At 68.3% G+C, this 24564-nt stretch carries 27 protein-coding genes and 4 pseudogenes; 16 read left to right on the forward strand and 15 right to left on the reverse strand.

What is annotated here, in order from left to right; genetic code table 11:
• Positions 1-142: 142 nt before the first annotated feature.
• Positions 143-685, reverse strand: a pseudogene (locus tag E1298_RS22960) (transposase); the annotation flags it as partial.
• 159 nt (positions 686-844) lie between these two features.
• Here E1298_RS22960 and E1298_RS22965 point away from each other — a divergent pair.
• Complete coding sequence (locus E1298_RS22965) at positions 845-1375, forward strand: winged helix-turn-helix domain-containing protein (protein WP_207944784.1); 531 nt, start codon at positions 845-847, stop codon at positions 1373-1375.
• On the forward strand, positions 1291-1872 hold the full coding sequence (locus E1298_RS22970; RefSeq protein WP_243725749.1) for a transposase: 582 nt from the start codon (positions 1291-1293) through the stop codon (positions 1870-1872). Before E1298_RS22965 ends, E1298_RS22970 begins: the two co-directional genes overlap by 85 nt.
• A 105-nt stretch (positions 1873-1977) precedes the next feature.
• Here E1298_RS22970 and E1298_RS22975 read toward each other — a convergent pair whose 3' ends face one another.
• The 5 genes from E1298_RS22975 to E1298_RS22995 all read right to left on the reverse strand — a co-directional run bounded on the left by E1298_RS22975 (position 1978) and on the right by E1298_RS22995 (position 7291).
• Positions 1978-2895 carry a site-specific integrase gene (locus E1298_RS22975; RefSeq protein WP_131896545.1) on the reverse strand — a complete coding sequence of 306 codons (918 nt, stop codon included), beginning with the start codon at positions 2893-2895 and terminating at the stop codon, positions 1978-1980.
• The gene (locus tag E1298_RS22980) at positions 2892-3950 is read right to left on the reverse strand and encodes a hypothetical protein (protein WP_131896547.1); all 1059 of its coding nucleotides are present in this window, start codon (positions 3948-3950) and stop codon (positions 2892-2894) included. Before E1298_RS22980 ends, E1298_RS22975 begins: the two co-directional genes overlap by 4 nt.
• A 392-nt stretch (positions 3951-4342) precedes the next feature.
• Entirely contained in the window at positions 4343-4681 is a 339-nt protein-coding gene (locus tag E1298_RS22985) for a helix-turn-helix domain-containing protein (RefSeq protein ID WP_131896549.1), read from the reverse strand.
• Entirely contained in the window at positions 4678-5763 is a 1086-nt protein-coding gene (locus E1298_RS22990; protein WP_207944785.1) for a tyrosine-type recombinase/integrase, read from the reverse strand. The genes E1298_RS22985 and E1298_RS22990 overlap by 4 nt, the downstream gene beginning before the upstream one ends.
• Positions 5764-6346: 583 nt before the next feature.
• Positions 6347-7291, reverse strand: a complete 945-nt coding sequence (locus E1298_RS22995; protein WP_207944786.1) for a LysR family transcriptional regulator — start codon at positions 7289-7291, stop codon at positions 6347-6349.
• 541 nt (positions 7292-7832) lie between these two features.
• Between E1298_RS22995 and E1298_RS23000 the strand changes: the two genes are divergently transcribed.
• The 6 genes and pseudogenes from E1298_RS23000 to E1298_RS23025 form a co-directional block, all read left to right on the forward strand.
• Complete coding sequence (locus tag E1298_RS23000) at positions 7833-8327, forward strand: Cif family virulence factor (RefSeq protein WP_131896551.1); 495 nt, start codon at positions 7833-7835, stop codon at positions 8325-8327.
• A gap of 369 nt (positions 8328-8696) precedes the next feature.
• Positions 8697-9638: a nuclear transport factor 2 family protein gene (locus E1298_RS49615; RefSeq protein ID WP_207944787.1), complete on the forward strand. Its 942-nt coding sequence runs from the start codon at positions 8697-8699 to the stop codon at positions 9636-9638.
• Positions 9639-9889: 251 nt separating this feature from the next.
• A complete protein-coding gene (locus tag E1298_RS23010) occupies positions 9890-10150 on the forward strand; it encodes a hypothetical protein (protein WP_131896553.1) in 261 nt (86 codons plus the stop codon).
• An 8-nt stretch (positions 10151-10158) separates the two neighbouring features.
• On the forward strand, positions 10159-10539 hold the full coding sequence (locus tag E1298_RS23015) for a hypothetical protein (protein WP_131896555.1): 381 nt from the start codon (positions 10159-10161) through the stop codon (positions 10537-10539).
• A 241-nt stretch (positions 10540-10780) separates the two neighbouring features.
• Positions 10781-11782 carry a helix-turn-helix domain-containing protein gene (locus E1298_RS23020; protein WP_131896557.1) on the forward strand — a complete coding sequence of 334 codons (1002 nt, stop codon included), beginning with the start codon at positions 10781-10783 and terminating at the stop codon, positions 11780-11782.
• Between the two features lie 75 nt (positions 11783-11857).
• Positions 11858-12454: pseudogene (locus E1298_RS23025) on the forward strand (transposase); the annotation flags it as partial.
• A gap of 39 nt (positions 12455-12493) precedes the next feature.
• On the opposite strand, the pseudogene E1298_RS52115 reads toward E1298_RS23025, so the two are convergent.
• From E1298_RS52115 to E1298_RS23040, 4 genes and pseudogenes are all read right to left on the reverse strand, one after another.
• Positions 12494-12742, reverse strand: a pseudogene (locus E1298_RS52115) (transposase); the annotation flags it as partial.
• Positions 12741-12968, reverse strand: coding sequence for a transposase (locus tag E1298_RS52120; RefSeq protein ID WP_481726136.1), 228 nt, complete (start codon positions 12966-12968; stop codon positions 12741-12743). The pseudogene E1298_RS52115 and the gene E1298_RS52120, both read right to left, overlap by 2 nt.
• Positions 12969-13053: 85 nt before the next feature.
• Positions 13054-13362, reverse strand: coding sequence for a hypothetical protein (locus tag E1298_RS23035; protein ID WP_131896559.1), 309 nt, complete (start codon positions 13360-13362; stop codon positions 13054-13056).
• Positions 13363-13857: 495 nt separating this feature from the next.
• On the reverse strand, positions 13858-14373 hold the full coding sequence (locus tag E1298_RS23040; protein ID WP_165975614.1) for an RICIN domain-containing protein: 516 nt from the start codon (positions 14371-14373) through the stop codon (positions 13858-13860).
• A gap of 269 nt (positions 14374-14642) precedes the next feature.
• On the opposite strand from E1298_RS23040, the pseudogene E1298_RS23045 reads away from it, so the two are divergent.
• Positions 14643-14768: pseudogene (locus E1298_RS23045) on the forward strand (IS5/IS1182 family transposase); the annotation flags it as partial.
• 4 nt (positions 14769-14772) lie between these two features.
• Positions 14773-14910, forward strand: coding sequence for a hypothetical protein (locus E1298_RS48325; RefSeq protein ID WP_165975612.1), 138 nt, complete (start codon positions 14773-14775; stop codon positions 14908-14910).
• 86 nt (positions 14911-14996) lie between these two features.
• Here E1298_RS48325 and E1298_RS23050 read toward each other — a convergent pair whose 3' ends face one another.
• The 3 genes from E1298_RS23050 to E1298_RS23060 form a co-directional block, all read right to left on the reverse strand.
• Positions 14997-15374: a hypothetical protein gene (locus E1298_RS23050; protein ID WP_131896563.1), complete on the reverse strand. Its 378-nt coding sequence runs from the start codon at positions 15372-15374 to the stop codon at positions 14997-14999.
• Between the two features lie 144 nt (positions 15375-15518).
• Positions 15519-15908: a hypothetical protein gene (locus E1298_RS23055; RefSeq protein ID WP_131896565.1), complete on the reverse strand. Its 390-nt coding sequence runs from the start codon at positions 15906-15908 to the stop codon at positions 15519-15521.
• A 210-nt stretch (positions 15909-16118) separates the two neighbouring features.
• On the reverse strand, positions 16119-16343 hold the full coding sequence (locus E1298_RS23060) for a hypothetical protein (RefSeq protein ID WP_131896567.1): 225 nt from the start codon (positions 16341-16343) through the stop codon (positions 16119-16121).
• Between the two features lie 330 nt (positions 16344-16673).
• Between E1298_RS23060 and E1298_RS23065 the strand changes: the two genes are divergently transcribed.
• Positions 16674-18395 (forward strand): zinc finger domain-containing protein, encoded by a 1722-nt coding sequence (locus E1298_RS23065; RefSeq protein WP_131896569.1) that lies wholly within the window; start codon positions 16674-16676, stop codon positions 18393-18395.
• Positions 18396-18718: 323 nt separating this feature from the next.
• Here the strand turns inward: E1298_RS23065 and E1298_RS23070 are convergent, their stop codons facing one another.
• Together E1298_RS23070 and E1298_RS23075 are read right to left on the reverse strand one after the other, a co-directional pair.
• Positions 18719-19369, reverse strand: coding sequence for a DUF4360 domain-containing protein (locus tag E1298_RS23070; RefSeq protein ID WP_131896571.1), 651 nt, complete (start codon positions 19367-19369; stop codon positions 18719-18721).
• Between the two features lie 104 nt (positions 19370-19473).
• Entirely contained in the window at positions 19474-20121 is a 648-nt protein-coding gene (locus tag E1298_RS23075) for a DUF4360 domain-containing protein (protein ID WP_131896573.1), read from the reverse strand.
• A gap of 489 nt (positions 20122-20610) precedes the next feature.
• On the opposite strand from E1298_RS23075, the gene E1298_RS23080 reads away from it, so the two are divergent.
• The 5 genes from E1298_RS23080 to bufB all read left to right on the forward strand — a co-directional run.
• Complete coding sequence (locus E1298_RS23080; protein WP_207944789.1) at positions 20611-21492, forward strand: 4Fe-4S dicluster domain-containing protein; 882 nt, start codon at positions 20611-20613, stop codon at positions 21490-21492.
• The gene (gene nrfD, locus E1298_RS23085) at positions 21489-22511 is read left to right on the forward strand and encodes an NrfD/PsrC family molybdoenzyme membrane anchor subunit (RefSeq protein ID WP_131896575.1); all 1023 of its coding nucleotides are present in this window, start codon (positions 21489-21491) and stop codon (positions 22509-22511) included. The genes E1298_RS23080 and nrfD overlap by 4 nt, the downstream gene beginning before the upstream one ends.
• A 136-nt stretch (positions 22512-22647) precedes the next feature.
• Entirely contained in the window at positions 22648-23058 is a 411-nt protein-coding gene (locus tag E1298_RS23090; protein WP_131896577.1) for a hypothetical protein, read from the forward strand.
• 47 nt (positions 23059-23105) lie between these two features.
• Positions 23106-23669 carry a hypothetical protein gene (locus E1298_RS23095; RefSeq protein WP_131896579.1) on the forward strand — a complete coding sequence of 188 codons (564 nt, stop codon included), beginning with the start codon at positions 23106-23108 and terminating at the stop codon, positions 23667-23669.
• A partial coding sequence (gene bufB / locus E1298_RS23100) for an MNIO family bufferin maturase (RefSeq protein WP_131896581.1) occupies positions 23666-24564 on the forward strand: 899 nt, incomplete at its 3' end. The genes E1298_RS23095 and bufB, both read left to right, overlap by 4 nt.

The raw sequence follows: 24564 nt of genomic DNA on the forward strand, positions 1-24564 counted from the left end.
TCTTCCGCTGGGCCACCCGCTACAACACCCGCCGCAGGCACTCCCGCCTCGGCCAACTCTCACCGATCAACTACGAGAAACCACCGGTAGCCTGACCGCTACCGCCTGAAATCGGTGTCCACATTTCGGGGGGAAGCCCCGTGTTCACGACACGGCCGCCCTCGCGGACCTTCTGGGTGAGGGCGTCCACCCACACGAACGCATACGGGCCGCCCTCCAGCGGCCGGTTGCGGAACGCGGCCACCTGCGCGTCCAGCACCTTGGACATCTCGCTGACCTGGCTTTTGGAGATGCCCTTGATGCCCATCTGCTCGACCAGCTTGTCCACCCGCCGCGTCGACACCCCCAGCAGATAGGAGGTGGCCACCACGCTGACCAGGGCCTGCTCGGCCCGGCGGCGGCGTTCCAGCAGCCACTCGGGGAAGTACGACCCCGACCGCAGCTTGGGAATCGCCAGCTCGACGGTGCCGGCGCGGGTATCCCAGTCCCGCTGCCGGTAGCCGTTGCGGCGGTTGACCCGCTCGTCGGATCGCTGCCCGTAGCCGGCGCCGCAGACCGCGTCGGCCTCCGCGCTCATCAGCGCCTCGGCCATCGTCTTGACCATCGACCGCAACACATCGGGCTCACAAGCCCCGATCTGCTCGGCCAGCCAGCCTGCAGGGTCCACACTGTTGTCCACGGCCATCGCGTTCACTTCTCCTTCTGATCTTGGTCGATTCGAAGGATCACGCGATGGCCGTCTCACGTCACGACGCCACGCCCTCTGACCAAGTCAAACTCATACACCACCTCCGCGGACGCAACCTGACCGGACGCCGGCCGGCAGAGACGTAAGCAGGTGCGGATGCAGGCCGCGCAGTGGTTCGGTGAGGGCAGGCCGAACGCGTGGATCGCCACCGAGTTGCGGGTCGGTGTTCGGCAGGTGGAGAAGTGGCGGCAGGCCTGGCGCCAGGGTGGGGCCGAGGCGTTGCGGTCCAGGGGGCCGCATCGGCGGCAGCGCTTGGACGAGGCGATGTTCGCGCGGTTGGAGGCGGAGTTGAACCGCGGCCCTGCCGCGCACGGGTACGCCGATGACCAGCGGTGGACGCTGGGACGGGTGGCTGCGCTGATCGGCGAGTTGTTCGGAATCGGTTATTCCCTGCCGGGGGTGTCGCTGCTTTTGCGCCGTAACGGCTGGTCGGTACAGGTCCCGGGGCGCCGCGCGATCGAACGCGACGATGAGGCCATCGAGGTGTGGAAGCGGCGGGTGTGGCCGCAGGTGGAAGCACCGCGGGCGACCTGGGCGCCTGGATCTGTTTCCTCGATGAGACCGGTCAAGGGCTCAGGCCGCCGGGCGGACGGTCCTGGAGCCGGCGGGGACATCGGCCGCAGGTGAGAGTGCACGGCGGTGACCACGGCGGCCGGATCTCGGTCGCCGGGCTCGTCTGCTACCGGCCCGGGATGCGCCCCCGGCTGATCTACCGGCTGCACCACTACCGCCGCCGCCAGGGTGAACGCGCCGCGTTCACCCTGACCGAGTACAAGTCCCTGCTGCAGGCCGCTCACCAGCAGCTGCCCGGCGGGAAGATCGTCCCGGTCTGGGACAACCTCAACATCCACCACTCCAGATCGATGCGTGCGTTCGTCGACGCCCACGCCGACTGGCTGTCGGTGTTCTACCTGCCGGCCTACGCCCCCGACCTCGACCCGACCGAAAGCGTCTGGTCCCTGCTGAAGCGCTCCATGGCCAACTTCCTGGCCACCGACCTGGACCACCTGACCGGCATGATCAAGCATCGGCTCAAAGTGATCCAGCACCACCCCGAAGTGATCGAAGGCTGCCTGGTCACCACCGGTCTCACCCTTCACACCACACCCGCCATCACCAATTAACCCTGGTTAGATGGAGGCCCGCACGACCTCCTGGTCCTTCAGCGAGCTGACCTGGTTGCGTTTGGGGGCCGGTTCTGAGTGGCCCGTGAGGGGGTGGAGCCGTAGCTATCGGGGCAGTGTGGATCGTCGTTCGGGGTGGGCGGCGTGAATGTAGTTCATGGCGGTGGTGACGCTGATGCCGAACACGCGCATGAGGTGCACGGGGTCTGCGGTGTAGCGGGCCTCGTCGAGGATCCGGTCCTGCCTCAAGGCGGCCGGACCCACGCTCAGCGGCCGGAAGACTCCATTGATGACCGGTCTGGAGATGGGCGGCTTGGTGTCCATGTGGGCGGTCTGCTGGCTGACCAGCAGGTGCGGGTTGGCGGTTGCCGGCCAGCGGCGGTGCCGTTCCCGCAGCCAGGCCACAGTGAGCCGGTGAGTGATCTCGTCAAGGTGGACGATGTGGCGGCCGCCAGCGCGGCGGACGACGAGCTTGCCGCCTGCCAGATCGAGGTCGGCCAGCCGCAGCTCGGCGACCTCACGTGTGCCGAGGCCGTGGACCGCGACAAGCGCGACCACGAGCTTGGCAAATGGGCCGCTGGCGCGGTCGATCAGTCCTCGTAGCCGGTCGGTGGGGATCGCGGTGGGCAGCCTTACGACCGCGGCGAGCGCGAAGCCCCTGATGGGGTCACCGAAGATGAGCCGTTCCTGTTTGAGAGCGCGAAACAGGCTGCGCAGCGCGGTAAGGCGGCCCCTGGCCTGGTGACCGGTTAGCCCGCTCAATGCGCTCTCGATGTGCTGCGGGGTGATCTCCCGGAGGCTGTCGTGCTCGGATCCCCACTGCTGAAGCACCGGGTAGGCGTAGCCGAGGTTTTTGCGGATGGTCTCGAACGACCGTGCGGGGTGGGGTCGGCGTCCCTGTCCGCGCAGAACCCGCACCCAGCGGTGAAGGTCCTCAGCCAAGCCAGCGGGCAACGCCTGGATCCGTTGATCGATGGCCTGTTCGTGGACGTCGACCTGGGAGTCGAGGTCAGGGATGATCAAACCCCGGTCGGTGAGGAACTGCACGACGCGGCGGGCATTGGTGCCCGGCAGGTCGGAGGGCAGAGACCTGATGTCTGCTTCGTGGATCGGGCATCGGCACCGACCCAGGCCAGCACGATGCCCAAACCGCGGGCGGCCGCGGCGCGCATCGGATCCTCCCAGCCTCGGCCGCGGGCGTAGCGGTGGAACTGCGCCAGCAGTTCCTTGGCCGAGGGAGTCAGCGCGGGCAACTGGCGTGACGAGCCGGCAGCGGAGCAGGTCCAGTCCCTGCGCGCGTCGAACAGCACACTCTGGGCAGGATCGACCAGATGCGGCGAGATCAGATCCTGCGGCGGCCGGTGAGCCGCGATGGTCCGGCGCGGGCGCTGGTGGGGAACCTCGTAGCCGAGCTGGCCGGCGCGGTGTAGGAGTTTGGGCGCGAACGTGCCCCCCAACCACAGCTGCGTCCCAGGCTGGTCGGCGGTGTGAAGGCCGTTTTCGGCGATTTGTACCGAACATGCCCGGCAGAGCCGGTCGGCCCGGACTGGGGACCCGGACCGCTGACACCGGGCACAGACGCCGGCAGGATGGGGAAGGGTGAATTTCCAGGAATGGCAAGGACCGCAGCGTTGATGGGTGTGGACACCCCAGCAGCCGCAGTCGAGGCAACCGCGCGCCGCCGAGGGATTGTTCGGCTTGACCGGTTCTACCAGCGAGAAGCGGTGGTTGGTAGCACCGAGCTTGATCGGGGAGACACGGCGTGGACCAAGGATTCCGGCTCGCCGCAACACCTCGGCGACGTGGTTGCCGAACCGTGGCAGGTCATCGAGCGCGTCGGCCGGGACGAGGTCTTCGCCGTCGGCGTCGCGCACAGCCAGCATGAGCCGGGCGTTGCAGACCAGCCCATACTTGGTGCTCTTGGAGAATCCGTGTTCATCGGCAAGGGCGAACGCGGTCGTTTTCACCGCGTCCTGGCCGCGCAGGACGCGGTCACGGATGCGCGACTCGTACTTCTCGGGGAGTTGTCGTCTTGGCCGGAACAGCGTGAGCTGCCCCGGAAGCGTCGGCGGTAGCATCCGGGGATCATCGGCAGGCTGGGCGTTGGCGGTTCGCAGGCGCTCGGTCCACGCGTGTGGCCGGCGGCGGCTCGACGCCTTGCCTCGTGGTGGCCGGTTCAGCGGCTGCGAACCGGGGAGGCGATCTCCGGGAATGATCAGTATGAGCTGGGATGCACACTCGCGGGTCGGCTGGATGATCCATTCCGGGTCGTCCAGCCGGATGGTGAGCAGACACAGGCGGCATAGCCCGTCGGTATTGAGGTGGCTGTCGTGCCCGCATCGTCGACACGGTGCCCGGCCGGGGTGGTGGCGCCTCCAAGGCGAGCAGGCACCGCAATCGGCGTACTGCGGCTTCTCCCCCCACCCCAAGCAGACCCGGCACTGCCCGAACGGCCAATGCTGCCCCATCGTCAGTTCGGCGGAAGCGAACGCCGCTGCCCGCCCCGACGCGATGTCGGCCGCACCGGCCCGCCTGCCGTTCCGCTATCGCCGACCGCCCGCTGTGGCTGCTCGTGCTCGCCGTCGACGATGGCGACGGGCTCGGCCTCCAGCAGATCGGCGACGGTGCAGCCCAGAGCGGCACAGATCTTGTCCAGGTCATCCAGCCGGACCGAGATCGGCTTGCCGCTCCACAGCGCCGCGACCTTGCTCAACGACGGCGTGAACCCGACCGCCTCGAACACCGGGAGCAGATCACTGGGCCGCCAGATGTCGCGCTTGGCCGCCGCCCACCGCAGGTTCCACTTCACCTCAGATTCCCCTTGTCCATCGTCAGGCGCTGCACCGCCCGCCCAGCAGCGGCCAGACTCGCCTGCTCCGGATCGGCGTGCGCGGTCGCCAGGTAGGAGACCGTGGTCGTCGGGCGATCATGTCCGAGCATCTTCTGCACCTCCCACAGCGACATCCCACGTTCATAGTTGTGGGTCGCCGCAGCATGACGCAGCAAGTGGGGATACAGGTGCCGCACCGGGCCGGTCAAGAACCGCTGCCCGGCGATCTTCAACGCGCGGCGGAACGTCGACGGCGTCACCGCGATCCCCGATGTCGGCACGTTCAGCGCCCACACCGACCCCGGGAGCCGTTCGGACGGGAACAGTGGAGCGTACGGATCGTCGGGGTCGTCGGCGAAACCGCCACGGCAGTCCTCGATCCACCACCACAGCAGCGCACGGCCTTCCTCGAACATGTAGGCCTGGCGCGGACGCGGGCCCGACCCGCGGGCACCCTTGCCATTGACCAGGAACCTGCCCCACTGCCCAGACTCCCAGTGCAGGTCACCGATATTCACGGCGCACAACTCGGCGGCGCGGACAGCGGAGATATAGGTGAGCTTGCCCATCACATAGTCACGGCGGGCGATCAACGGCTTGCGGGCCTGGTCCAGGGAGCCACGCCAGCGAGCGAAGAACTCCCGCACCGCCCGCTGCGACGGCGGCACCCGCAACCCGAAGTCGCCGCGGTGCCGAGGCCGGTTGAACGGATCGACCGGCGACTCCACCGCGACCCCGTAGCGGCGGGCGATCTCACCGGCGTACCGCTGCTCCAGGAAGGCGAAGTAGCTGTCGATCCGGTTCATCTTCTGCCGGACCGTGCCGCGGCCGCGCTTGCCGACGCCAGCGAAGTACTTGTCAACCTGCCGCGGGCTCAGCCGCCACGGCGCCAGCCCATAGTGCTCGCAGACCTCCAGGACCGGCTTGGTCAGCCGATCCAGCGTGGACGCGGCCAACCCGGAGGAGTCCCGGGCCCATTGGTACTCGGCGAGGGTGTCCAGGAAGAAGCTCTCCTCGTCGCCCTCTCTGAGCTCGGCGGCCTTGCGACGCTGCAACGTCACCACGCCCGCCAGCCCCGGCTCTGGCCTAAGACCTGAGTCCAGTTCGTCATCGCCACCACCGGCGTCCGGCTGGACGACGGGCGATAGATGACTCCTGGAATCAACCACAGGCTGGGAGATTACACGAGCTGCGCCAGGAATCCTGGCTAAAGCGGCAGAATACTGTGGGACTGCGACCTGAAGGCAAGGGTGGGCAATGACCTGCTGGGATGCGGTTGTGCCGCCGACAACAGGTTCAGGGAACCCGTCCGTACTCCAGTTGGACGGGACACGCTGTTGGGGAGCGTGAATGACAGGTCCGCCGCCGGCTTCTTGCCGCCTCGTGCCGTCCTGGACCGACCGCCTTCGTGTGAGAAACGTCGGGTGGCACGCGCCGGGCCGGTGGACGGACAGACCAGTGACGGGACCTATGGCCAGGCTCCTGAGTCACGAGCACCGGCCCGGGGCGCGCCCGCTCAAATTCTTAGCGGCCCCTGGCCGCCTTCCAGGCACGGAGGAACCGAGCATCGGGGGCAAGGACCCAAAGCGCCGTGTCCGCGCTCCCGCCGCATCTGCACAGTGGCGCGTCCGCATGGTGTCTGTGTCAATCGCCGGTCCCGCGGGCTTCTCGGGGGATCGGGGGGCGGGCCGTGGCGGACATGGACTTTCTGGACAGTAGCCTGACCACGGCGGCGAAGTCGGCGACGGACTGGTTGGTGGTGCTCACCGGCCAGCAGAGGGCGATGCGCAGCGGTGAGACGTCGTTCACGGGCACCCAAGCCAGATCCGGACGGCTGTAGTGCAGTGTCATCGACTCGGGGCTGATGCAGATCGCCCGGCCGGAGGCCACGTGTTCGAGCATTTCCTCGACGTTGTCGTTCTCCGGTCCCCAGAGCGGCTCCCGCCCGTCGGGACGCGGGTTCACCGCCCACCAGTCGACCCAGTCCCTGGGCGCCTGGCGGGTCCAGGCGATCGGCTCGTCGTTCAGCTCCAGGATCGAGACCGTGTCCTGTCCGGCCAGCGGATGTCCGGCGGCCAGCCCGGCCATGCGCCGCTCAACGGCCACGATCTCGGTGTGCAATCCGGTGGTGTCGGCGGGGAGCCAGACGAAGGCGACGTCGACCAGGCCCTCGCGCAGCGCCATCACCTCCCCGCCCCACTCGAAGCGCTTGGGCTCGACGGAGGAATCGGGGTGCCGCCGCATGAACTCGGTGTAGACCTGGGTGGCCATCGTCCCGGCCCCCGAAGCCTCGAATCCGACTCGCAGGATGCGTGACCTGGCCGCGGCCACGATGCGCGCGGTGCGCTGGGCCGCCTGCCAGTCTGCGAGGAGCTGCCGCGCGAGCGGGAGGAGCGCCTCGCCCGCGGCAGTCAGCAGGACCTCGCGACCGGTCCGCTCGAACAGCGGCGTGCGCAGGTCTTCTTCAAGCTGGCGGATCCTTCGGCTCAGTGCGGGCTGGGAGACGAAGAGCCGTTCTGAGGCGCGGGTGAAGTTCAGTTGTTCGGCGAGCTCGATGAAATATCGCAGGGAACGCGTGTCCACGTCCATGCGCAGGCCTCCCTGACCCAGGGGCTGATCTATGCGTTAACTGTATGGGCATGGGTCTCACATTCCCTCGCCACCTCGGAAAGAGACCACCGTGACCCCTGATCGGACGCCTTCAACACTTGGTCCGCCCGGGCGGCTCGACCTGTGACTCATCGCCGCGCCAGGACGTCCTGGGGTCGGTGCCGTCCCTTCACCGGGACGTCCTGACCAACGTTGACCCCGCGGACGCCACGGCGGCTTCGGGGGCGCGAGGGTCGGTTTCGCCTGCAAGACCGTGCTCGTCACCCGGCGTGACCTCGGGCATCACCTTGAGCGGGTGATCGGTCACGGGGCCGAGCCCATGCGTTTTTTGCATAGACAGAGGTCTTGGACTCGCGCGGGGAGTCCGCGCTTTGCTGAGCTCAGCGGACGTCCTTCGGCAGCGGAGGGCCGCCCTCGGCTCGCCAGCCAAGCCCCGCGGTTGCCGGGCCCGGGGGTACGGGGTCCCGCCCATCGGCCGGGACCCGAAGGAATGAAAATGGCAGGAGCTGGAGATTCCGTCATGCGCTTTCGTAAGCACATCGGCTTGGCAACGGTGGCGGCGGTACTGCTCACCGGTTGCGGTGGCGCGGAAGAGACTGACGGTTCGCCGGAAGGTCCCGCGGGCGTCAGCACAGGGGCGGGCGCCTCGAATTCCCCTCGGACGTCCAATAATGCCGTGCCCGTCGACAAGGCAGGGGCCGAACGGGTCGCGCGCCGCTTTGTGGACGCGGCCAACGCGGGCGACGAGAAAGGAGTCGAAGCCACCTTCACCGAAAACGCCCGGTTTGACAGCGTCGGCCGCATCTACCTGTCGCGCGCGGACATCATGAATCGCTTCCTCATTCCCGAAGTGCTCGACGTCGGCGGCCACTACAAGGCCACCGGGAGCCGCTGGGACGGCGACCGGTATGTCGTGAACTATGACTTCAAGACGAGCGGGGGCGGTGGCGAGAGCTTCTCCTACGCATTCCTGATCCATGACGGGCTGATCCGCGATGTTGCGGGCCGCTACTGAGCCGCTGGCGTGCGGCGCGCGGAAAGCCCGCGATCGATGGCGGGCCAATGGGGACAGCTCATTCGCGAGGGCGCCGGCTGGGCACCGGACCCGCGTGCCGGCTGATCCTGGATCCGCGGAGAACGCCATCGGGCGGGCCGTAGGGCCGCCACCGCCTGACAGGCCGCTGCGGAACCGCGGACCGGACCGCGGACCGGAAATCCTTCGGCTCGACTGGAGCTCACGTGACCACTGAACTCGCCCCCCGGCAGGGGAACGCCTCTGAATCCGTCAGCCGGTGGACCTGGCCGGCGTTGGTCGTCCTGGCGGCGGGCCTGGCCATCGACACCGGCAGCGTCGCAATCGTGAGCGCGGCGCTGCCCGTTATCGGTGACCGATTCGCCATGGACGACTCCCGGCTGCAACTACCTCACGCACATCCTGCCCGGCGTCGTCGTCATGAGCGTGGGTCAGGGCCTTGCGTTCGCCGCCATCACGGCCGCGCCCCTCGCTGGGGTGCCGCAGGCCCGCCACGGCGTCGCCGGCGCCCTCAATGTCACGGCGCAGCAACTCGGCGACAGCCTGGGCGTGGCGGCGCTGGTGACGGTCGCCCACATGGCAGGGACGTCCGGCGGTCAGTCGAGCGTGCTGACGGAATATCACACGGCCTACCTCGCCGCCGCCGTCGCGGCGTTGGGCGCACTGGCCATCGCCGTCCTCCTCTACGACCACCACATGAGCGGGACAAGCGTTGTCCCCGTTTCCGAAAAGGAGCTCCTCTTGACCGAGATCTCTCGCGCGAACCTGTTGCGCGCCGCCGGTGTCACTGCGGCGGCTGCGGCCGCCGCGGCCATCGCGGGCCCCGAGCCTGCTGCGGCGGCGCCTGTAGGCAAGCCTCGCGAGCATCCGAACGTCACCCTGATCCGCGAGTATTACGATGCCTATGGAAAGGGCGATCTCCAAGCTCTGCGCACGAGGTTCTTCGCCCGGGACATCCTCTGGACCATCCCCGGACACCATCCCCTGGCCGGCGCGAAGGAGGGCCCGGACGAGGTGCTGGCATTCTTCGAGGCGCTCGGCCGGGCGGGCTTCAAAGCCGAGACGATCTTCCTGGCGGCGGACGGTGACTGGGTGGTCGACCTGCACCGCGGGTGGAGCACAAGGCCCAAGGGCCTGGACATCACCTGGGCGCTGGCCTTCCGCATCAAGGACGGCCGTATCGCCGAGGCGATCAACTACCCCGGCGATCAGCACGCGGCGGACGCGTACTTCTGGAAGGTCTTCCCGCTGGCGGACCTGCCGGATCGGCTCCATCCCCGATCGCGAAACTAAGAAGCGCGCCTCACGTGGTCAGCCGGGCTCGACTGGTCCTCGCTTCGGCTGCGGAGGAGATGCACCATCTGGGTGATCCGGGCGCGACGGCGTCGACGCGGCACTGGCCATCGTGCGGGAAGCAGCCGACGCAAACAATCTCCTGCATCGACAGATGACGACCTTCATCACCGCCGTGACCTCCCAGCGACGATGGCCTTCGGCTCTGCGCCCCCGTCCCGGGCCCGATGCGAGAGACTTCAAGATGAAGCATGGTGTGGGCGCACGAAGATCGACCTGCACGATGCAATGGCGACGATGGAGGAGCCGCCGGCCGGGCTGCGAGAGCCGGACGGACCGAGATCGACAAGGCGCCGCCCCGGGCGGGGCACCGCCAACGCACCGATCTCACCCGCATCCTGCTCTACCTGTCCAACCTGGGAGACCGCGCCTTCGCACAGGTGATGGACACCTACCGCACCTTCAAGACTCGCGACTTGGCCAAGATCCGTGACGAATCGTCCGAGGAGTGACCAGCCGGGTGAGCGAAACGTCCTTTGGCCTGCTGCGGGACGTCGCCGCGCGGCTGGAGCGCGCCATCCGGTCCCGTGATGGCCCAGCGATCGTCGCGCTGGAAGGCCGGCGGCGGCTCGTGCTCGGCGATTACGACCACCTGCACGACGACCAGGCCGCCCACGCCTTCGAGGACAGGGCCGGCGAGCACGCCCGACGCGTCGGACCGCACGCCCCGCTTGTGTGGCCCAGCGGATGCTGGTCCGCGACGGCTACGAACTCGTCCGGGTCCATGGGAAAAGGGAGGAGGACGGTGCTGGATTACTCCAGGTCCTCCACTCCACCGGTCGGCGGGACGTCCATCCCGAGCTCGGCCGGAGTACTCCGGAGAGGGGCCGCGTCCGCGTGAAAACGCCGGTCAGACGTCCAGATCGGAAGCCGCGTTTCGGCGGCGGACCATCGTGCGGGCTATGGGACCGGATTGGCGCACAACCTGCTGTCGGCCCGCTGACCTGGATAGACGTGTTTCCGGAGACCGGACAGAGCTGACGTTCTCCGGTCGGCGTCCGGACCCGGCCCCCTTCCGGCGTACTCCGCCCGAACCCCCTCTAGGCTCGCGCAACGGTACCGATCAGAGGAAGAACGCCGATATGCCAACGAAGGATGCTGGACGCCGCCATATCGTGGCGGTCGCGGTGACGGACGCCATGCCGACCTTCGAGCTGGCCGTGCCCTGCGAGGTCTTCGGGGTGGACCGCAGCGACATCGTCGAACCCTGGTACGACCTGCGGCTGTGCGCGGCTGAGCCGGGACCGCTGCGGAACTCGGCCGGGATGCGGATCCACGCTCCCCACGGTCTGGAGGATCTGGTGGAGGCCGACACGGTCCTGGTGCCCGCTCTCGCCAGGGGCGTCCAGGTCAATCCGCCCGCACCGTTGACGGAGGCCGTGCGTGCGGCCCACGAGCGTGGCCGCCGGATCGTCTCCCTGTGCACCGGGGCCTACGTGCTCGCCGCCGCCGGGCTACTCGACGGGCGCACGGTCACCACCCACTGGATGAACGCCGACGACTTCGCCCACCGGTTTCCCGCCGCCCACGTGGACACCGGCGTGCTCTACACCGACGACGGCGACGTGCTGACCTCGGCCGGCACGGCCGCGGCGATCGACGCGTGCCTCCACGTGGTGCGCCGCGACTTCGGGGCGTCGGTCGCGCACGAGATCGCCCGCCGCATGGTGGCCCCGCCGCCGCGGGAGGCCACGCAGACGCAGGTCTCCAGGTTGCTTGTCCAGGCCGATGAGAGCGACGGGATAACCCCGCTGCTGGACTGGGTCCGCGAGCACCTGGACCAGCCGCTCACGGTCGCCGAGTTCGCCAGGATCGCCCGGATGAGCGAACGGACCCTGGCCCGCCGCTTCCACGAGATCATGGGCGTAACCCCGATGCAGTGGCTGTTGCGGCAGAGGATCCGCCTGGCCCAGGAACTCCTGGAGACCTCTGACGCGGCGATCGAAGAGGTCTCCAGACGCACGGGTTTCGGCACAGCGGCCACCTTCCGCCATCAGTTCAAGCGGGTCACCGGCCAGTCTCCACTGACCTATCGTCATGTCTTCCGCACGCACGCCGCCCGCCGTGACCTGACCGGGCACTGAGCCCGCCGCCGCCCCAGGAGCCACTCGGGGTAGTACGACCCGGATCGCAGCTTCGGCACGGCCGAAGACACCGGATCCCCCAAGGACGGCAAGAGCTCGCCGCGTGGGGCGCGGCAGTATTCCGAGGCCCTGGGCAAGGTCGCCAACTGTCAGATCGGGGTGAGAGCGTGCACGCGGTCACCGACACCGCCTGGTGTCGGCTGGACTGGCGGGGTGTTCATGCCCAGGTCATGGGACCAGCAGGCTGTAGACGACGATGCCCGGCCGGCGGTGGTCGCCCGCCGGGATCGTTGCGGGGTCTCCGCCGGCCAGCAGCACCGTCCCAAGTGGATGATGGCGGTGCAGATGCTCGATGCCCTGGCCGAACAAGGTTTGCATCCGCCGCCGGTGGCCGCGGACACCGGATACGGCGACAACAGCCGGTTCCACGGCGCGCTGGACGAGCGTGGGACCGGCTACATCATGCAGGTCAAAGGCGACGCTGTGGCCCACCAGGTCCCACGGTCTGCAGTGGGGCTGCGCCGCTGGGCGGTGGAGCGCTCCTTCGGCTGGCCGGGCAAGTACCGACGGTTGTCCAAGGACTACGGGTATCTGGCCGTCACCCCGGAGAACGCCACCCACCTGGCGATGAGCATGATCCTGCTGCACCGCTTCAGGGGCCGCCCACCGTGATTCTTCTGAGAGGGCGTTTGGTTTGAGCTTTTCGCCCTGGTATGTCCCTCGCCAGGTTGGTGTGGTTTCGCCGGTTATGCGTTTGCTTGCGTTATCGATCACCGCGATGTGGATCATGGCTTCGGCGCTGGATGCCGAGGTCTCGTAGTCGCGCGTCAGACGTCGGTGGAGCACGAGCCAGCCCAGGCTTCTTTCCACCACCCAGCGGCGTTTGACGACATGAAAGCCGCTGGTTCGGGTGTTTCTGGGGACGACTTCGACGTCGATTCCCAAGGTGGCTCCGCGCTCAGGCGATTCCCGTCCGGCTGACATACAGGATCGCATTGAAGATCTCCCGCAGGTCGGTGGGGGCCGGCTCTCCGGTGGGCCGGCGGTCGGGCCGAGCCTGGCGCCATGCGGTGAGGGTCGGCTCGATCAAGGCCCAGCGGGCGTCGGAGAGGTCGGAGGGGCGCGCGCGTCGGGGGGGCATGCCACAGAGCCCTACTACGTGCGGGCCGCCGCGTCCCGGAAGCATCGAGCACGGCGCTTCTCTGACAAGCTCACACCAGATGGAATCCGGCCGCCATATCGCGGTGAAGCGGGCCTGGTCGCGTCCACCTTCAGATGCGCAAAAACGCCGGTATCATACCGATCGACACAAAGAGCTCGGCGGCAAAAGCTGATCCGTACTGAAAATACTCAAACGTCCTCTCAGTGGGAGTTTTGTAAGGGATTGTCCTCGTCTCACGTGTGCGGTGGGTCGTGCGGCAAGTGCCGACGCTGGCAGGCAGTCCGCGCCGGATACCGGAGCACCGATCTTCCTCGGCCTCCAGACGCGACTGCACCTCGGCCAACTGCTCGCGAAGCCCGTTGATGCGCTGCCTGGACTCGGCCAACCGGCGCGCCAACTCCTCCTGCAACGAGCCCAACGCCACCACCGCCTCGCACGCCCGCGCCCACAGTGAAGGCCGGTCCTGCGATCAAACAGCCCAAGTATGAACACCCAGCTCAGCCAATCCCTGCGTCGGAGCTACACCCGCCGCTGCGATGACACCAAGAACAGCTTGACAACGCGTGCCTCCCCATCCGTGCTCCGCGGGCCTGGCAGGCGTCAGCCTGAACTTTGCGAAGTAAGCGTCCCTACGCGGTGCACGAGGAAGTTCTTCACGCACGGTGTGGATGAGACTCTCCCCAGGGCCGCGGGACTGTACGGGGTGTGGTTTAGCGACAGAGCCCTTACCTGGACAGACCCCGGTCTGCTCGCCGGTGCGTATCCGGGCGGTGCGAGCTGCGGCGATCGAGCCGGTCAGCGCGCTGCGCGGCTGATGTTGTTGTCATGACTGCGAACATCTTCGGGCCGGCTTGCTCGCAGAAAGGGCGGGGGTGTGGACCACGCACCCCCGCCCTTCCGACGTCCGGATTCGTTAGTCGTACGACCACTGCTGGCTCGCACCGCCGTGGCACGGGTACAGGGTCACCGGGGTTTGGTTGGCGTAGGACCTGAGGTCCAGGCACATGTTGGAGCCGCTGCCTTCACTGACGATGGTGTTGTTGGTTTCGGAGTGGTGCCACTTCTGGCGTGCGGCGTCGTAGCACCTCTTCAGGCGCACCTGCGCGTGGGTGGCATACGAATCGGGGTCCAAGCAGAGTGATTGGCCGCTGCCAGGGCCGTTGCGGATGGTTCGGTCATCCGCGAAGTACCAGTACCCGCTGGCGCTGTAGCAGCGGTAGAGCGTCGCGGGTGTGTCCTCGTTGAACGAGGTCAGGTCCATACAGCCGTTCTCGGAGCCGATGTTGCGGACGAAGTGGTAGACCGCTTGTGCGCCAACGTCTCCGGAACTCGTTGCCTGGGCGTTGCCGATGCCCGCGAACCCTGCGAATGCGAGGACAAGGGTCCCCAGCACCGCCAGCACCCGCGACATGGACTTGACGAGCCTCATAGGCGATCCTCCTGTACGACGAACGGCGACAATTGACATCGGTGAACAGATCAGCGAACAACCCACCGGGAAAACACCGGAAAGCGAGTGGTGTTCTGGTACCACGCCTGACGGGTGAACCTGATCCTCACACATCACGCATAGCGATACCCGTCGATGGACCGCCATCTTTCGGCGATTTTCCGCCACCTTCGGCGGTGAGGTCCGTCCGCCATAAAGATCTATCGCCGGGGTGCGGGCGGACGTGTTGGGTCGGGCTGCAGGAACGAAGAGACGAGGCGGACCGCAAGCCCGAACCGACCGCGTGCATCATCGACACCCAGAGCATCAAGACTTCCACCAACGTGTCGCAGAGCAGCCAGGGCACGGATGCGGGCAAGAAGATCGTCGGCCGTTATCTTGAAGTTCAAAGGCGACGCCGACTCCATCGAGGCCGCCATCACCGAACTGACCGCCTTCATCGAGGGACTCGGCGTCCCGCTCAGCGAGCAGATCCACCACGGCTACCCGCACACGCTCCTGGACCGCGACCAATAGTCCGTAGACCACTGCAGCGTGAGTGAGCCACCACGCCTACGGTCCGGACTCACTCGTCCTCGGTGGTGATCGTGCCCGTGCCGTCGTTAGAGCTGCCGGGCGCGCGGATCGTGCGGGACCGGTGCGTGCGGCTGTGCGGCCCTCGCGCTGGCGTCCCGCACGAGGCAGCCGCACCAGCGTCGGCCCATGCCCGTACGCGCCATCAGTTTTGTGTAGTCGGGTCGCCAGCTATCGGGTGAGACGCGGATCTGGTCGGCGAGTTCGGCCGCCAGGTCCTCGCGTGCAAGCGGTCTATGCGGGGTGTGGGCGGGCTCCTCGTCGACGTCCTCGGAGGCGTCCTGGTCGAGGTAGGTGATGGTTTCAGCGACCTCAGCCAACTGCTCCCTGACCGGTGCGGTACGGGTGTGGCGGCCGGTCCCACTGGTGAGCGGGCCGCCGTCATCGCTGCCATCCACCGGCTGCACGGCGTCGCGGTCCAGGTCATCTCGCTGCGTCCAGGTCGCACCGTTTAAGGGGTTGCACCAGGCACCCGAGATCGCCCTGCACTCGGGCGTTCGACCTGGAGGTCCTTTCCGCCGCGTTGAGGACGACGTCACCGATGTTGCGGTTCAATTCTGCCCGCACATGTGCTTGTACCCGTCCATGGCTTCTTTCTCGTCCATCACGGCGTACCGCTTGCCGTCGATGTCGATGGTGTCGCCGTTCTTGCTGACGGTGATCGGCTTGGTGCCGCCACCGCCCGACCAGATGACCTGGTCGCCCGCGTCGTTGAGTTCGCCGGTCTTCTTCGCCTTGTCGTTGATGATGACGGCGCTCTTCCCGGTGCTTTCGCATCCGAGCGTATGGTAGGTGACGCTTCCTCCGTCGATGGTGATTCTGCCGCTCTTGTCGTAGTAGGCGCCGTCGAGGTCGCTTCCGCCGCAGGCGGAGAGCGCGGGAGCGGCCACGATGGTCAGAGCCGCGGCGGCTGCGGCCCGCTTGGCGGTCCCGGCGATCATGATTGTCTCCCTCTGCATCCGTCTGCGGTATTCCCTGCGGCATCCTTGTTTGCCAGCCACTGTGTCACAGAAGTGGCACAAATGGTCGAATGTTTGTTCGGCGACGAATGGGGAGGGTGCCCTGTGGGTGGGGCGGGATCGCGCGTGATGGTGGCTCTGCGGTTCCGGGGCAGTGACATCAACTTCGGCGCAGCGGCACGGCCGTGGCGATCAGTTCTCTTCCATGATGAGCGGCGTCCATCCGCCGAGAGCCTCGACGGAGAGGCAGGTGGCGCAGCATGCCAAACCTGCGGAGACGCACTCCAGCAGCAGATCCCGATCGCGACCGGTGTGCCAGTCGCCTGCCTCCGCGTCGGGACCGGGGATCACCCCGCAGTAGGGGACGAGATCCCTGGCGGGGTCGAGGTAAAGATGGTGCACGACGTCGCGAGGCATGTCGGCCATAATGTCAGACGACGCCGGCGCTTCTCCTGGTATACGAGCCGACGACGGCACAGAGGAGTCCCGCGTGCAAGGCCCCCCGCCCGGTGGCCCGCATCCGCCTACGGGTAGGAACTGTCGGTTTGAGGTCCACCTCATCTCCCCTGCTGGGGCTCGAAATCTACCTCCGCTGACCGTCAAGACCTCCCAGAAAGGAGACGCCGGGCGTTCACCCGTACCGAGGTAGGCGCCCGGCCATTCTCAATGGCCTACGCCGAGAAACGCGGTCGCTACTACCGGGGCCGGTACCGCAATCCCCCAGGCGTCGTCCCCATATGGGGCACCGTGTCCGCGGACAAGAACGGGGACCCGTTCACCACCCGGGCGGCCGCCGACAACGCCGCCAACGACAAGGAGTCCGAGATCCGGAAACTTGTCGCCCTGTGGGAGGGCCCACTGGTCGAGGGTGTAACCCTCGACCAGTGGAAGCTGATGCTCGCCGGGCGACGCCGCGCACGCGGGGAGCGCGATCCCTATGCGGGAGAGATCACCCTGCGCGAATGGGCCATGACCAAATGGCTACCCGCCCAGGACCTCGAAGACGGTTCTTGGAAGGCGTATGACCAGCATCTGCGCCTACGGATCCTCCCCGCTTTCGGCCACCTCCCCGTCAACGCTCTCTTCGGCCGGGAGGGGGTTCAGGCATGGGAGATCAGGCTGCGGAAGCGGTACAAGCCCAACGTGGTGGAGAACTGCCGGTCGCTGTTCGCCACCATCCTTGGCGACGCCCGGGACGCCGGGATGGTGGACGTCAACGCCGCGACCCGCCGTCGAAGGCGCGGTCGGGTCAGCGTGCGGCGGCTCATCCAGGCGAAGTCCGAGCGGCCCTGGCTCACGCCGCTGACAATGTTCCTGCTCGCCGAGCGAACCGCGGCGCAGACCGGCCGGGACGACGACTTCATCATGTGGACTACCTGCGGCTGGTGCGGACTGCGGTGGGGAGAGCTGATGGGGCTGCAGCGTCCTGCCTATCTTGGGGACAAGCTCGTGGTCGACGTGCAGTTGTCGCCGCCGAACGGTGGGCCCTTCGTTCTCAAACCGCCCAAGGATGGCTCCCTGCGCAATGACGACCCGGATTTCTTCGGCGCGGTGGACTTGCCGCCCTTCCTGACCCAGCTCCTCGACTACCAGATCGCCAAGAACCTTCCGGCCGACTGCGGATGCGACTGCGGCGGCAGCAAGTTCCTGTTCCCCAACAAGTCGGGCGGCCACCATCTGCACGCCGCCTACAAGGACTTCCCATGGCTGCAGGCGGTGACCGGATTCGGCCCCGCCAGGCCCCCGCGGGACGGCCGCTCTATCGGGAGCCCGCCCCGGCCCGTGCTGCTCGAATGCTCTTCCGGCTTCCCAGGCGCACCGCTCACACCCGCGTGGCCGGCCGCGACCGGAGCCGATTGGGAACCACCGGTCGTGCGAGGAATTCCCCGCTATGACCTGCCGATCATCGACGCCGAGGAGGTCGACTGTCCTCGCTGCGCCGCGCGGCCGGGGAGCCGATGCCGGTCGGCGTCCGGGCGGCCGACCAAGACCCACGGTCGGCGTATCGACGCCGCTCGCGACTCTGGACACGTGCGTTACCGAGAGCTGGCCTGCTGGCTGCCGTTGAAGGCTGGCCTTACTCCGCACGGCTTGCGGCATTCTCACCGGGTCATGCTTGATGAACTCGGCACTCCGAGAGTGCTCGCCTACGACCGGTTCGGACACACCCTCCCGGGCATCGGCGGCACTTACTCGCACGTGTCACAGTCCATGCGAGAGAACCTGCGCGCCAGGCTCCAGGCCCGCTGGGAGCAGACCCTCGACGAACGCCTCGCTCTCGCGCCAGGGTCCTCCGTACCCTTCGTGGACGCGTTGCTGACGGAGCACCACGCAAGAAGAAGGCATGATCGTCTCCCAATCGTCTCCCGAAATAGTCTGGAAGGGGCGGCAGCCGATGCTCGGTCGACCTCACACCATGCTTCGAGCCAGCGCACGTGGAGCACGTCTCGTTTTGATTTGCGCAGGTGAACAGGGTCAGTACCGACCAGCCGCCCACGCCTAGAGCGACACCGAGACGCCGAAGCTACTTTCTCCCCACGAAGGTCATGCAGATCTTCGAGGGCACGAACCAGATCCAGCGGCTGGTCATCTCCCGCCACCTGGCCCGCGCCTAGGGCGCCGGGCGGCGGCTTGCGGCGGGTCGTTGCCATGAAGCGCCTCATGGCAACGCCCCGCCGCAAGTCAATATCGCTTCTGGGGGCGGACCCTCAGATCCCCGGCGGCTCCGCCGGCGGGGGACGTGCGACCGCGTCCTCCCCCGAGAGAGGACGCGGCCCGGCCGGAGAGGGCCGTCAGGCGCCTGGGCACTTCTTCCAGGCGAAGTGGTACGTCGTCTTGTAGCTGCCGTCCGTGGAGTCGAAGGCCATGAAGCTGGTCTCCGACGGGTCGGAGCTGCCCTTGTTCACGCGCAGCTCGGTGTTGATGTTGAAGTTACGGTCCTCACCGCAAGGCTTGAAGACCAGCTCGGTGACCGGCGTGCGGTCGGAGAACTGCCAGTTGTCGGAGTACGACCCCTTGAGCGTGTGGCTGACCGGCGTGGTCTGCTGCATGCCCTGGTGGTAGTAGCTCGCCCGCTCGAGACCGGACGCTCCGGACGCCAGGGACGCGAATCCCCGGTAGTCCGCGCCGGCCACGGCGTAGGTGAAGCCCTGCGGCACGTGGACGCGCAGGTTGATCTGGCAGTTCTTACGGAAGTCGGTCGCCTGCGAGCTCCCGCCAGCCTGGGCCAGGTAGTCGCTGTAGGTGACGGTGAACGCGGTGTTGTCGCTCGCCATCGCCACCGCGGCGGTACCGGCAGGGCAGCCGGAACCGTTCACGGTGAGGACGTCGAGGACGACCCGGTCCGGCGGCGGGGTCTCGGCCGCTGACGCCGATGGGGCCATTGACCCGGTCAGTGCCAGGGCGGCCGCGCACGCCGCTGAGGCGGTGATTGCCTTGCGCATGGGGGATTCTCTCCTCTACGGGATGAGGCAGTGAAATCGTGTGCTATCCACACCTCGGTGCCGCAGGAATTGCGGGCACGGCTGATGCGAATGGATTTCCCGAACTACGGGCAGCGCTTCCAGGCGAAGTGGTACGTCGTCTTGTAGCTGCCGTCGGTGGAGTCCATGGAGATGAAGCTGGTCTTGGTGGCGTCGGTTCCCTTGGTCACGCGGAGCTCGGTGTTGATGTTGAAGTTCCGCTCCTCGCCGCAGGGCTTGTAGACCAGCTGTGCGACATCGTTCACGTCGGAGAACTGCCAGTTGTCGGCGTAGGTTCCCTTGAGGTTGTGCGAGATCGACCGGGTGTCCTGCATACCCTGGAAGTAGTAGCTGGCCTTCTCCACGGCGGAGGCGCCCGGCTCCAGGGACGCGAACCCGCGGTAGTCGGTCGAGGCGATCGCGTAGGTGAAGCCCTGCGGGACATGCACCTTCATGTTGATCTGGCAGTTCTTGCGCCAGTCGGTCGAGGCGACGTTGCCGCCGGCCTGGGCCGTGTAGGCGCTGTAGGTGACGGTGAACGCCTCCTTGTCGTCCGACACGGCCACGGCGGCCGTGTCCTTCGGGCAACCAGAGCCGTTGACCGTCGCGATCTCGATGGTGACGCCGTGCGGACCGCGGCCCCGGAGCGGGGCGGCGGAAGCCGGGGCGACGGCCATGGACGTCATCGCCACGGTGGCGGCAGCGGCGGCGGAAATGGCGATCCCTTTACGCATGCGATTCCTCTTCGCTTGGGGTGGATGTGACTTTTCGGCGGCCGAAGAGTTGGAACGTGATCCAGGATCTCGACGAAGAGTAACTTTTGGGTTAGGGCCGGTCAATCTCCAACTTTTAACTTTGCACAAAATGCGTTCAGGCGCATGCGGACGGGAGCCGGGGAGCCCTGCGGGCCGTCCAATCTGCGGCTTCGGAACGTCCAAGTTTCAAAGATCGCCCGTTTTGGGTCGCGGACCGTTCCAGGAAAAGAGTCAATCGAAATTCAGTGGTCGTTCAGAACGCCTAGAACCCGAGTCTGAACCCCTGGCGGGCCCGGAAAAACGCCAGAATGCCACCAATTCGCCACAGTGAGCGACCGATCGGGAGGGGCCGGAGGGTGTAGGGCGCTCCTGGCGGGGAACGGTGTCAGCGGTTTGTCCGCCGTCCAGCGAAGGGGCCGCAAGCTCGATCCGGGGGACGGTCACCGCCGACAGGATGGAGGGCACGGGATGAGCGGCCTGATCGGACGCAACCTGCTCGCCGGGGCCGAGCCCGAGGTGGCCCGCGACGCGGGCCACCGGGACCCGCCGCCCCGGGCGGGCTTCTTCACCGACACCTCGGTGTGCATCGGCTGCAAGGCGTGCGAGGTCGCCTGCAAGGAGTGGAACGCCATCCCCGAGGACGGCCTGGAGTTCACCGGCATGTCCTACGACAACACCCAGGGGCTCGGCGCCGACACCTGGCGGCACGTCGCGTTCATCGAGCAGAACAAGACCGTCGAGCAGGCGGAGGGCTCCGGCGGGGACGCGGGCCTGCGCTGGCTCATGGCGTCCGACGTGTGCAAGCACTGCACGCACGCGGCGTGCCTGGACGTCTGCCCCACCGGCTCGCTGTTCCGGACCGAGTTCGGGACCGTCGTCGTCCAGCAGGACATCTGCAACGGGTGCGGCTACTGCGTGCCCGCGTGCCCCTACGGCGTCATCGACCAGCGCAAGGGCGACGGCCGGGTCTGGAAGTGCACGATGTGCTACGACCGGCTCGGCGCCGGGCAGGAGCCGGCCTGCGCCAAGGCGTGCCCGACGGACTCGATCCAGTACGGGCCGCTGGAGGAACTGCGGGAGCGGGCCGCCGCGCGCGTCGACCAGCTCCACGGCCTCGGCGTGTCCGACGCGCGCCTGTACGGCGAGGACCCGGACGACGGCGTCGGCGGCGACGGCGCGTTCTTCCTGCTGCTGGACGACCCGGAGGTGTACGGCCTGCCGCCGGACCCCGTGGTCACCACCCGCGACCTTCCGTCCATGTGGCGGCACGCCGGCGCCGCCGCGGCGGCGATGCTCGGCGGGCTCGCCGCCGTCTTCGCCGTGGACGGGCTGCGGGGAGGACGGCGATGAGCACCTCCGACGTCGGCAGGGAGGGCGTTCGCGGCGAGCGGCCGGACCGCGAGGCCCGCGTCGGCAAGGGCCGCCACCATCGCGGCGGGCGCCGGCGGCGCGGCGAGCGGGCGATGGTACCCGACGCCGAGTTCACCTCCTACTACGGCAGGCCCGTCCTCAACCCGCCCACCTGGAAGGCCCTCGACATCGCCGGGTACTTCTTCCTCGGCGGGCTGGCGGGCGCGGGATCGGTGCTGGCCGCCGGGGCGCAGCTCACCGGCCGTCCCGCCACCGCGCGGGCCATGAAGGTCTCCTCGCTCGCCGCCATCACCGGCTCGGCCGCCGCGCTCGTCCACGATCTCGGACGGCCCGCGCGGTTCCACCACATGCTGCGCGTCATGAAGCCGACCTCGCCGATGAGCGTCGGCTCCTGGCTGCTCGCGGCCTACGGCCCGGCCGCGGGCGCCGCCGCCGTCCTGGACGCCACCGGGCTGTTCCCGCGCCTGGGCGCGGCGGCCACGGCCGGGGCCGCCGCGCTGGGCTCCGCCGTCGCCGCCTACACCGCCGTGCTGGCCGCCGACACGGCGGTGCCCGCCTGGCACGAGGCCCACCGGGAGCTGCCCTTCGTCTTCGTCGGCTCGGCGGCCGCCGCGGCCTCGGGCATGGCGCTCATCGCGTCCCCGCTCGGCGAGAACGGCCCCGCCCGCGGCGCCGCCGCCTTCGGCACGGCCCTGGAGGTCGCCTCCCTGCGGCTCATGGAGCGCCGCCTCGGAATGATCGCCGAGCCGTACAAGGAGGGCAGGGCCGGACGCCTCATGCGCGCGGCCGGGCTTCTGTCGGCCGCGGGCACGGCCGCGAGCACCCTGCTGGCGGGCCGCAGCCGCGCCGCGGCGGCCCTCAGCGGCACGACCCTGCTCGCCGCCTCCGCCTGCACCCGGTTCGGCGTCTTCCACGCCGGGATGCAATCCGCACAAGACCCGAAGTACACGGTGCTCCCCCAACGCGAACGCCGAGCCACCGCACAACAAGAGGCCTAGCGCCTCGTCCGGGGCCCTCGACTTCGCGATACCTGGCTCCGGGGCCGGTGACACAATCCTGGCCTCCATTTCGTCACTCAGTGTGACTATTCTGTTGCGAGAAGTCATCTCACATCGGGAGCTCCCCTTGAACGGCATGAATCCCCCCAATCGCCTCCTGCTGCCCGCCGCGATCGTCACCCTCGCCGTCGCGTCCGCGGTGCCCGCTTCGGCGAGCGCCATCGCCGGACCGCCGTCGTCCACTGCCGCGCGCACCACGGCGAACGCGCCCGCGGCCGCCGAGCTGCGCGACGACGACCTCACCTACACCTGCGACCGGACGTACGTCGGCAAGAAGGGCAAGGGGTGGGGGTGGCCGAACTGCTCCGGCTCCGAGGGCGCCCCCAAGAAGGGCCCGATCAACGAGAAGTTCGCCATCACCTCGCGCAAGAGCTCCGACCCGAAGTTCCAGTGCGAGGAGGTCGAGGAGGAGGGCTTCCCCGCAGGCGAGGCCACGCTCCCCGAGAAGGTCGTCGGATTCAACTGCACCCAGGACGCCGACGACTGAGATCCACCTGAGCCCCCCGCACGGCCCCCGCCGAGAAAGGACGGAACATGTCGACCCCGCCGGACGGAAGAGACCCTCGGCTCACCTACACCGACGTCAAGAAGTTCGTCAACGGCGGCTCGGACGGTGAGCGCGCACGTGAGGACGCCAGCGAGTCCGGGCCCGAGCGTCCGGCGCCGCCGCCGAAACCCGTCCCCGAGCTGCACGTGTGCATGGGCCTGAACGCCTGCGCCGGGCACGGGCGGGACGGGACGGGCGTCATGGCGGGGATGGGCGAGTGCGCCACCGTCTCGCACATCTGCCACGGCGCCAACGAGTGCGCCGGGCAGGGCGGCTGCGGTTACACCGGGCACGAGGCCGAGCAGGCGATCCCCGGCGCGCAGCACTGCCGCTGGTCGGGCAGCTGCGCCAGCCCGATCAACGAGAGCCGGGTGCACGCGGCGGGGCCCTACCGGGGGACCAGCGTGTGGAAGCGGGCCCGCAAGGTGTTCGAGCAGCGGATGTTCGAGGCCGGCGTCCCGTTCGGCCCCGCCCCCGGCGAGGGCTGGCCCGACGGCCTCGTCCCCGACTACGAGAAGGCCCGGCCCGGCGGCACGACCGCCGCGCCATGACGGCGGGACGCGAGCGGGCGGACGGGCCGGGGGCCGGCACGGCGGCCCCCGGCCTCGGGCTGGGGCTCGGCCTCCGCTCGTCCCACCTGCCCCACGTGCTCGCCGAGTGGCCCGACGTCGGCTGGTTCGAGATCATCTCCGAGAACTTCATGGACTCGGGCGGCTACCCCCGCCACGCCCTGGACGGGATCGCCGAGCGGTATCCGATCGTCATGCACGGCGTGTCGCTGTCGATCGGGAGCACCGACCCGCTCGACATGGTCCATCTGGACGGGTTGCGCCGGCTGGCCGCCGCCACGGGCGCGCGCTGGGTGTCCGACCACGTGTGCTGGACCGGGGTGGCGGGCGTGAACACCCACGAGCTGCTGCCGGTCCCGTTCACCGAGCGGGCGCTGCTGCACATGGCCCGCCGGATCCGCACCGTGCAGGACGTGCTGGAGCGGCCGCTCGTCCTGGAGAACCCGAGCACGTACGCGGCGTTCGCGCACTCGACGATGACCGAGTGGGAGTTCCTGGCGCGGCTGTGCGAGGAGTCGGGATGCGAGCTGCTGCTGGACGTCAACAACGTCTACGTCTCGGCCGTCAACCACGACTTCGACCCGGAGGAGTACGTCCGCGCGCTCCCGCACGACCGGGTGAGGCAGATCCATGTGGCGGGCCACACCGACATGGGCGGCCACCTGATCGACACCCATGACCGTCCCGTCGCGGAGCCGGTGTGGGAGCTGTACCGGCTCGCGACGTCGCTGGCCGGCCCCGTCCCCACCCTCCTGGAGTGGGACGACCACCTCCCGCCGTTCCCCGAGCTGCTGGACGAGCTGAACAAGGCCGGCGCCCACCTCGGCCACCCCGACCCGCCGGAGCCCGATCCGGACACCGCGGGCCTCAGCACGGC

Origin of the sequence: Actinomadura rubrisoli (assembly GCF_004349215.1) — a bacterium.
Lineage (GTDB): Bacteria > Actinomycetota > Actinomycetes > Streptosporangiales > Streptosporangiaceae > Spirillospora > Spirillospora rubrisoli.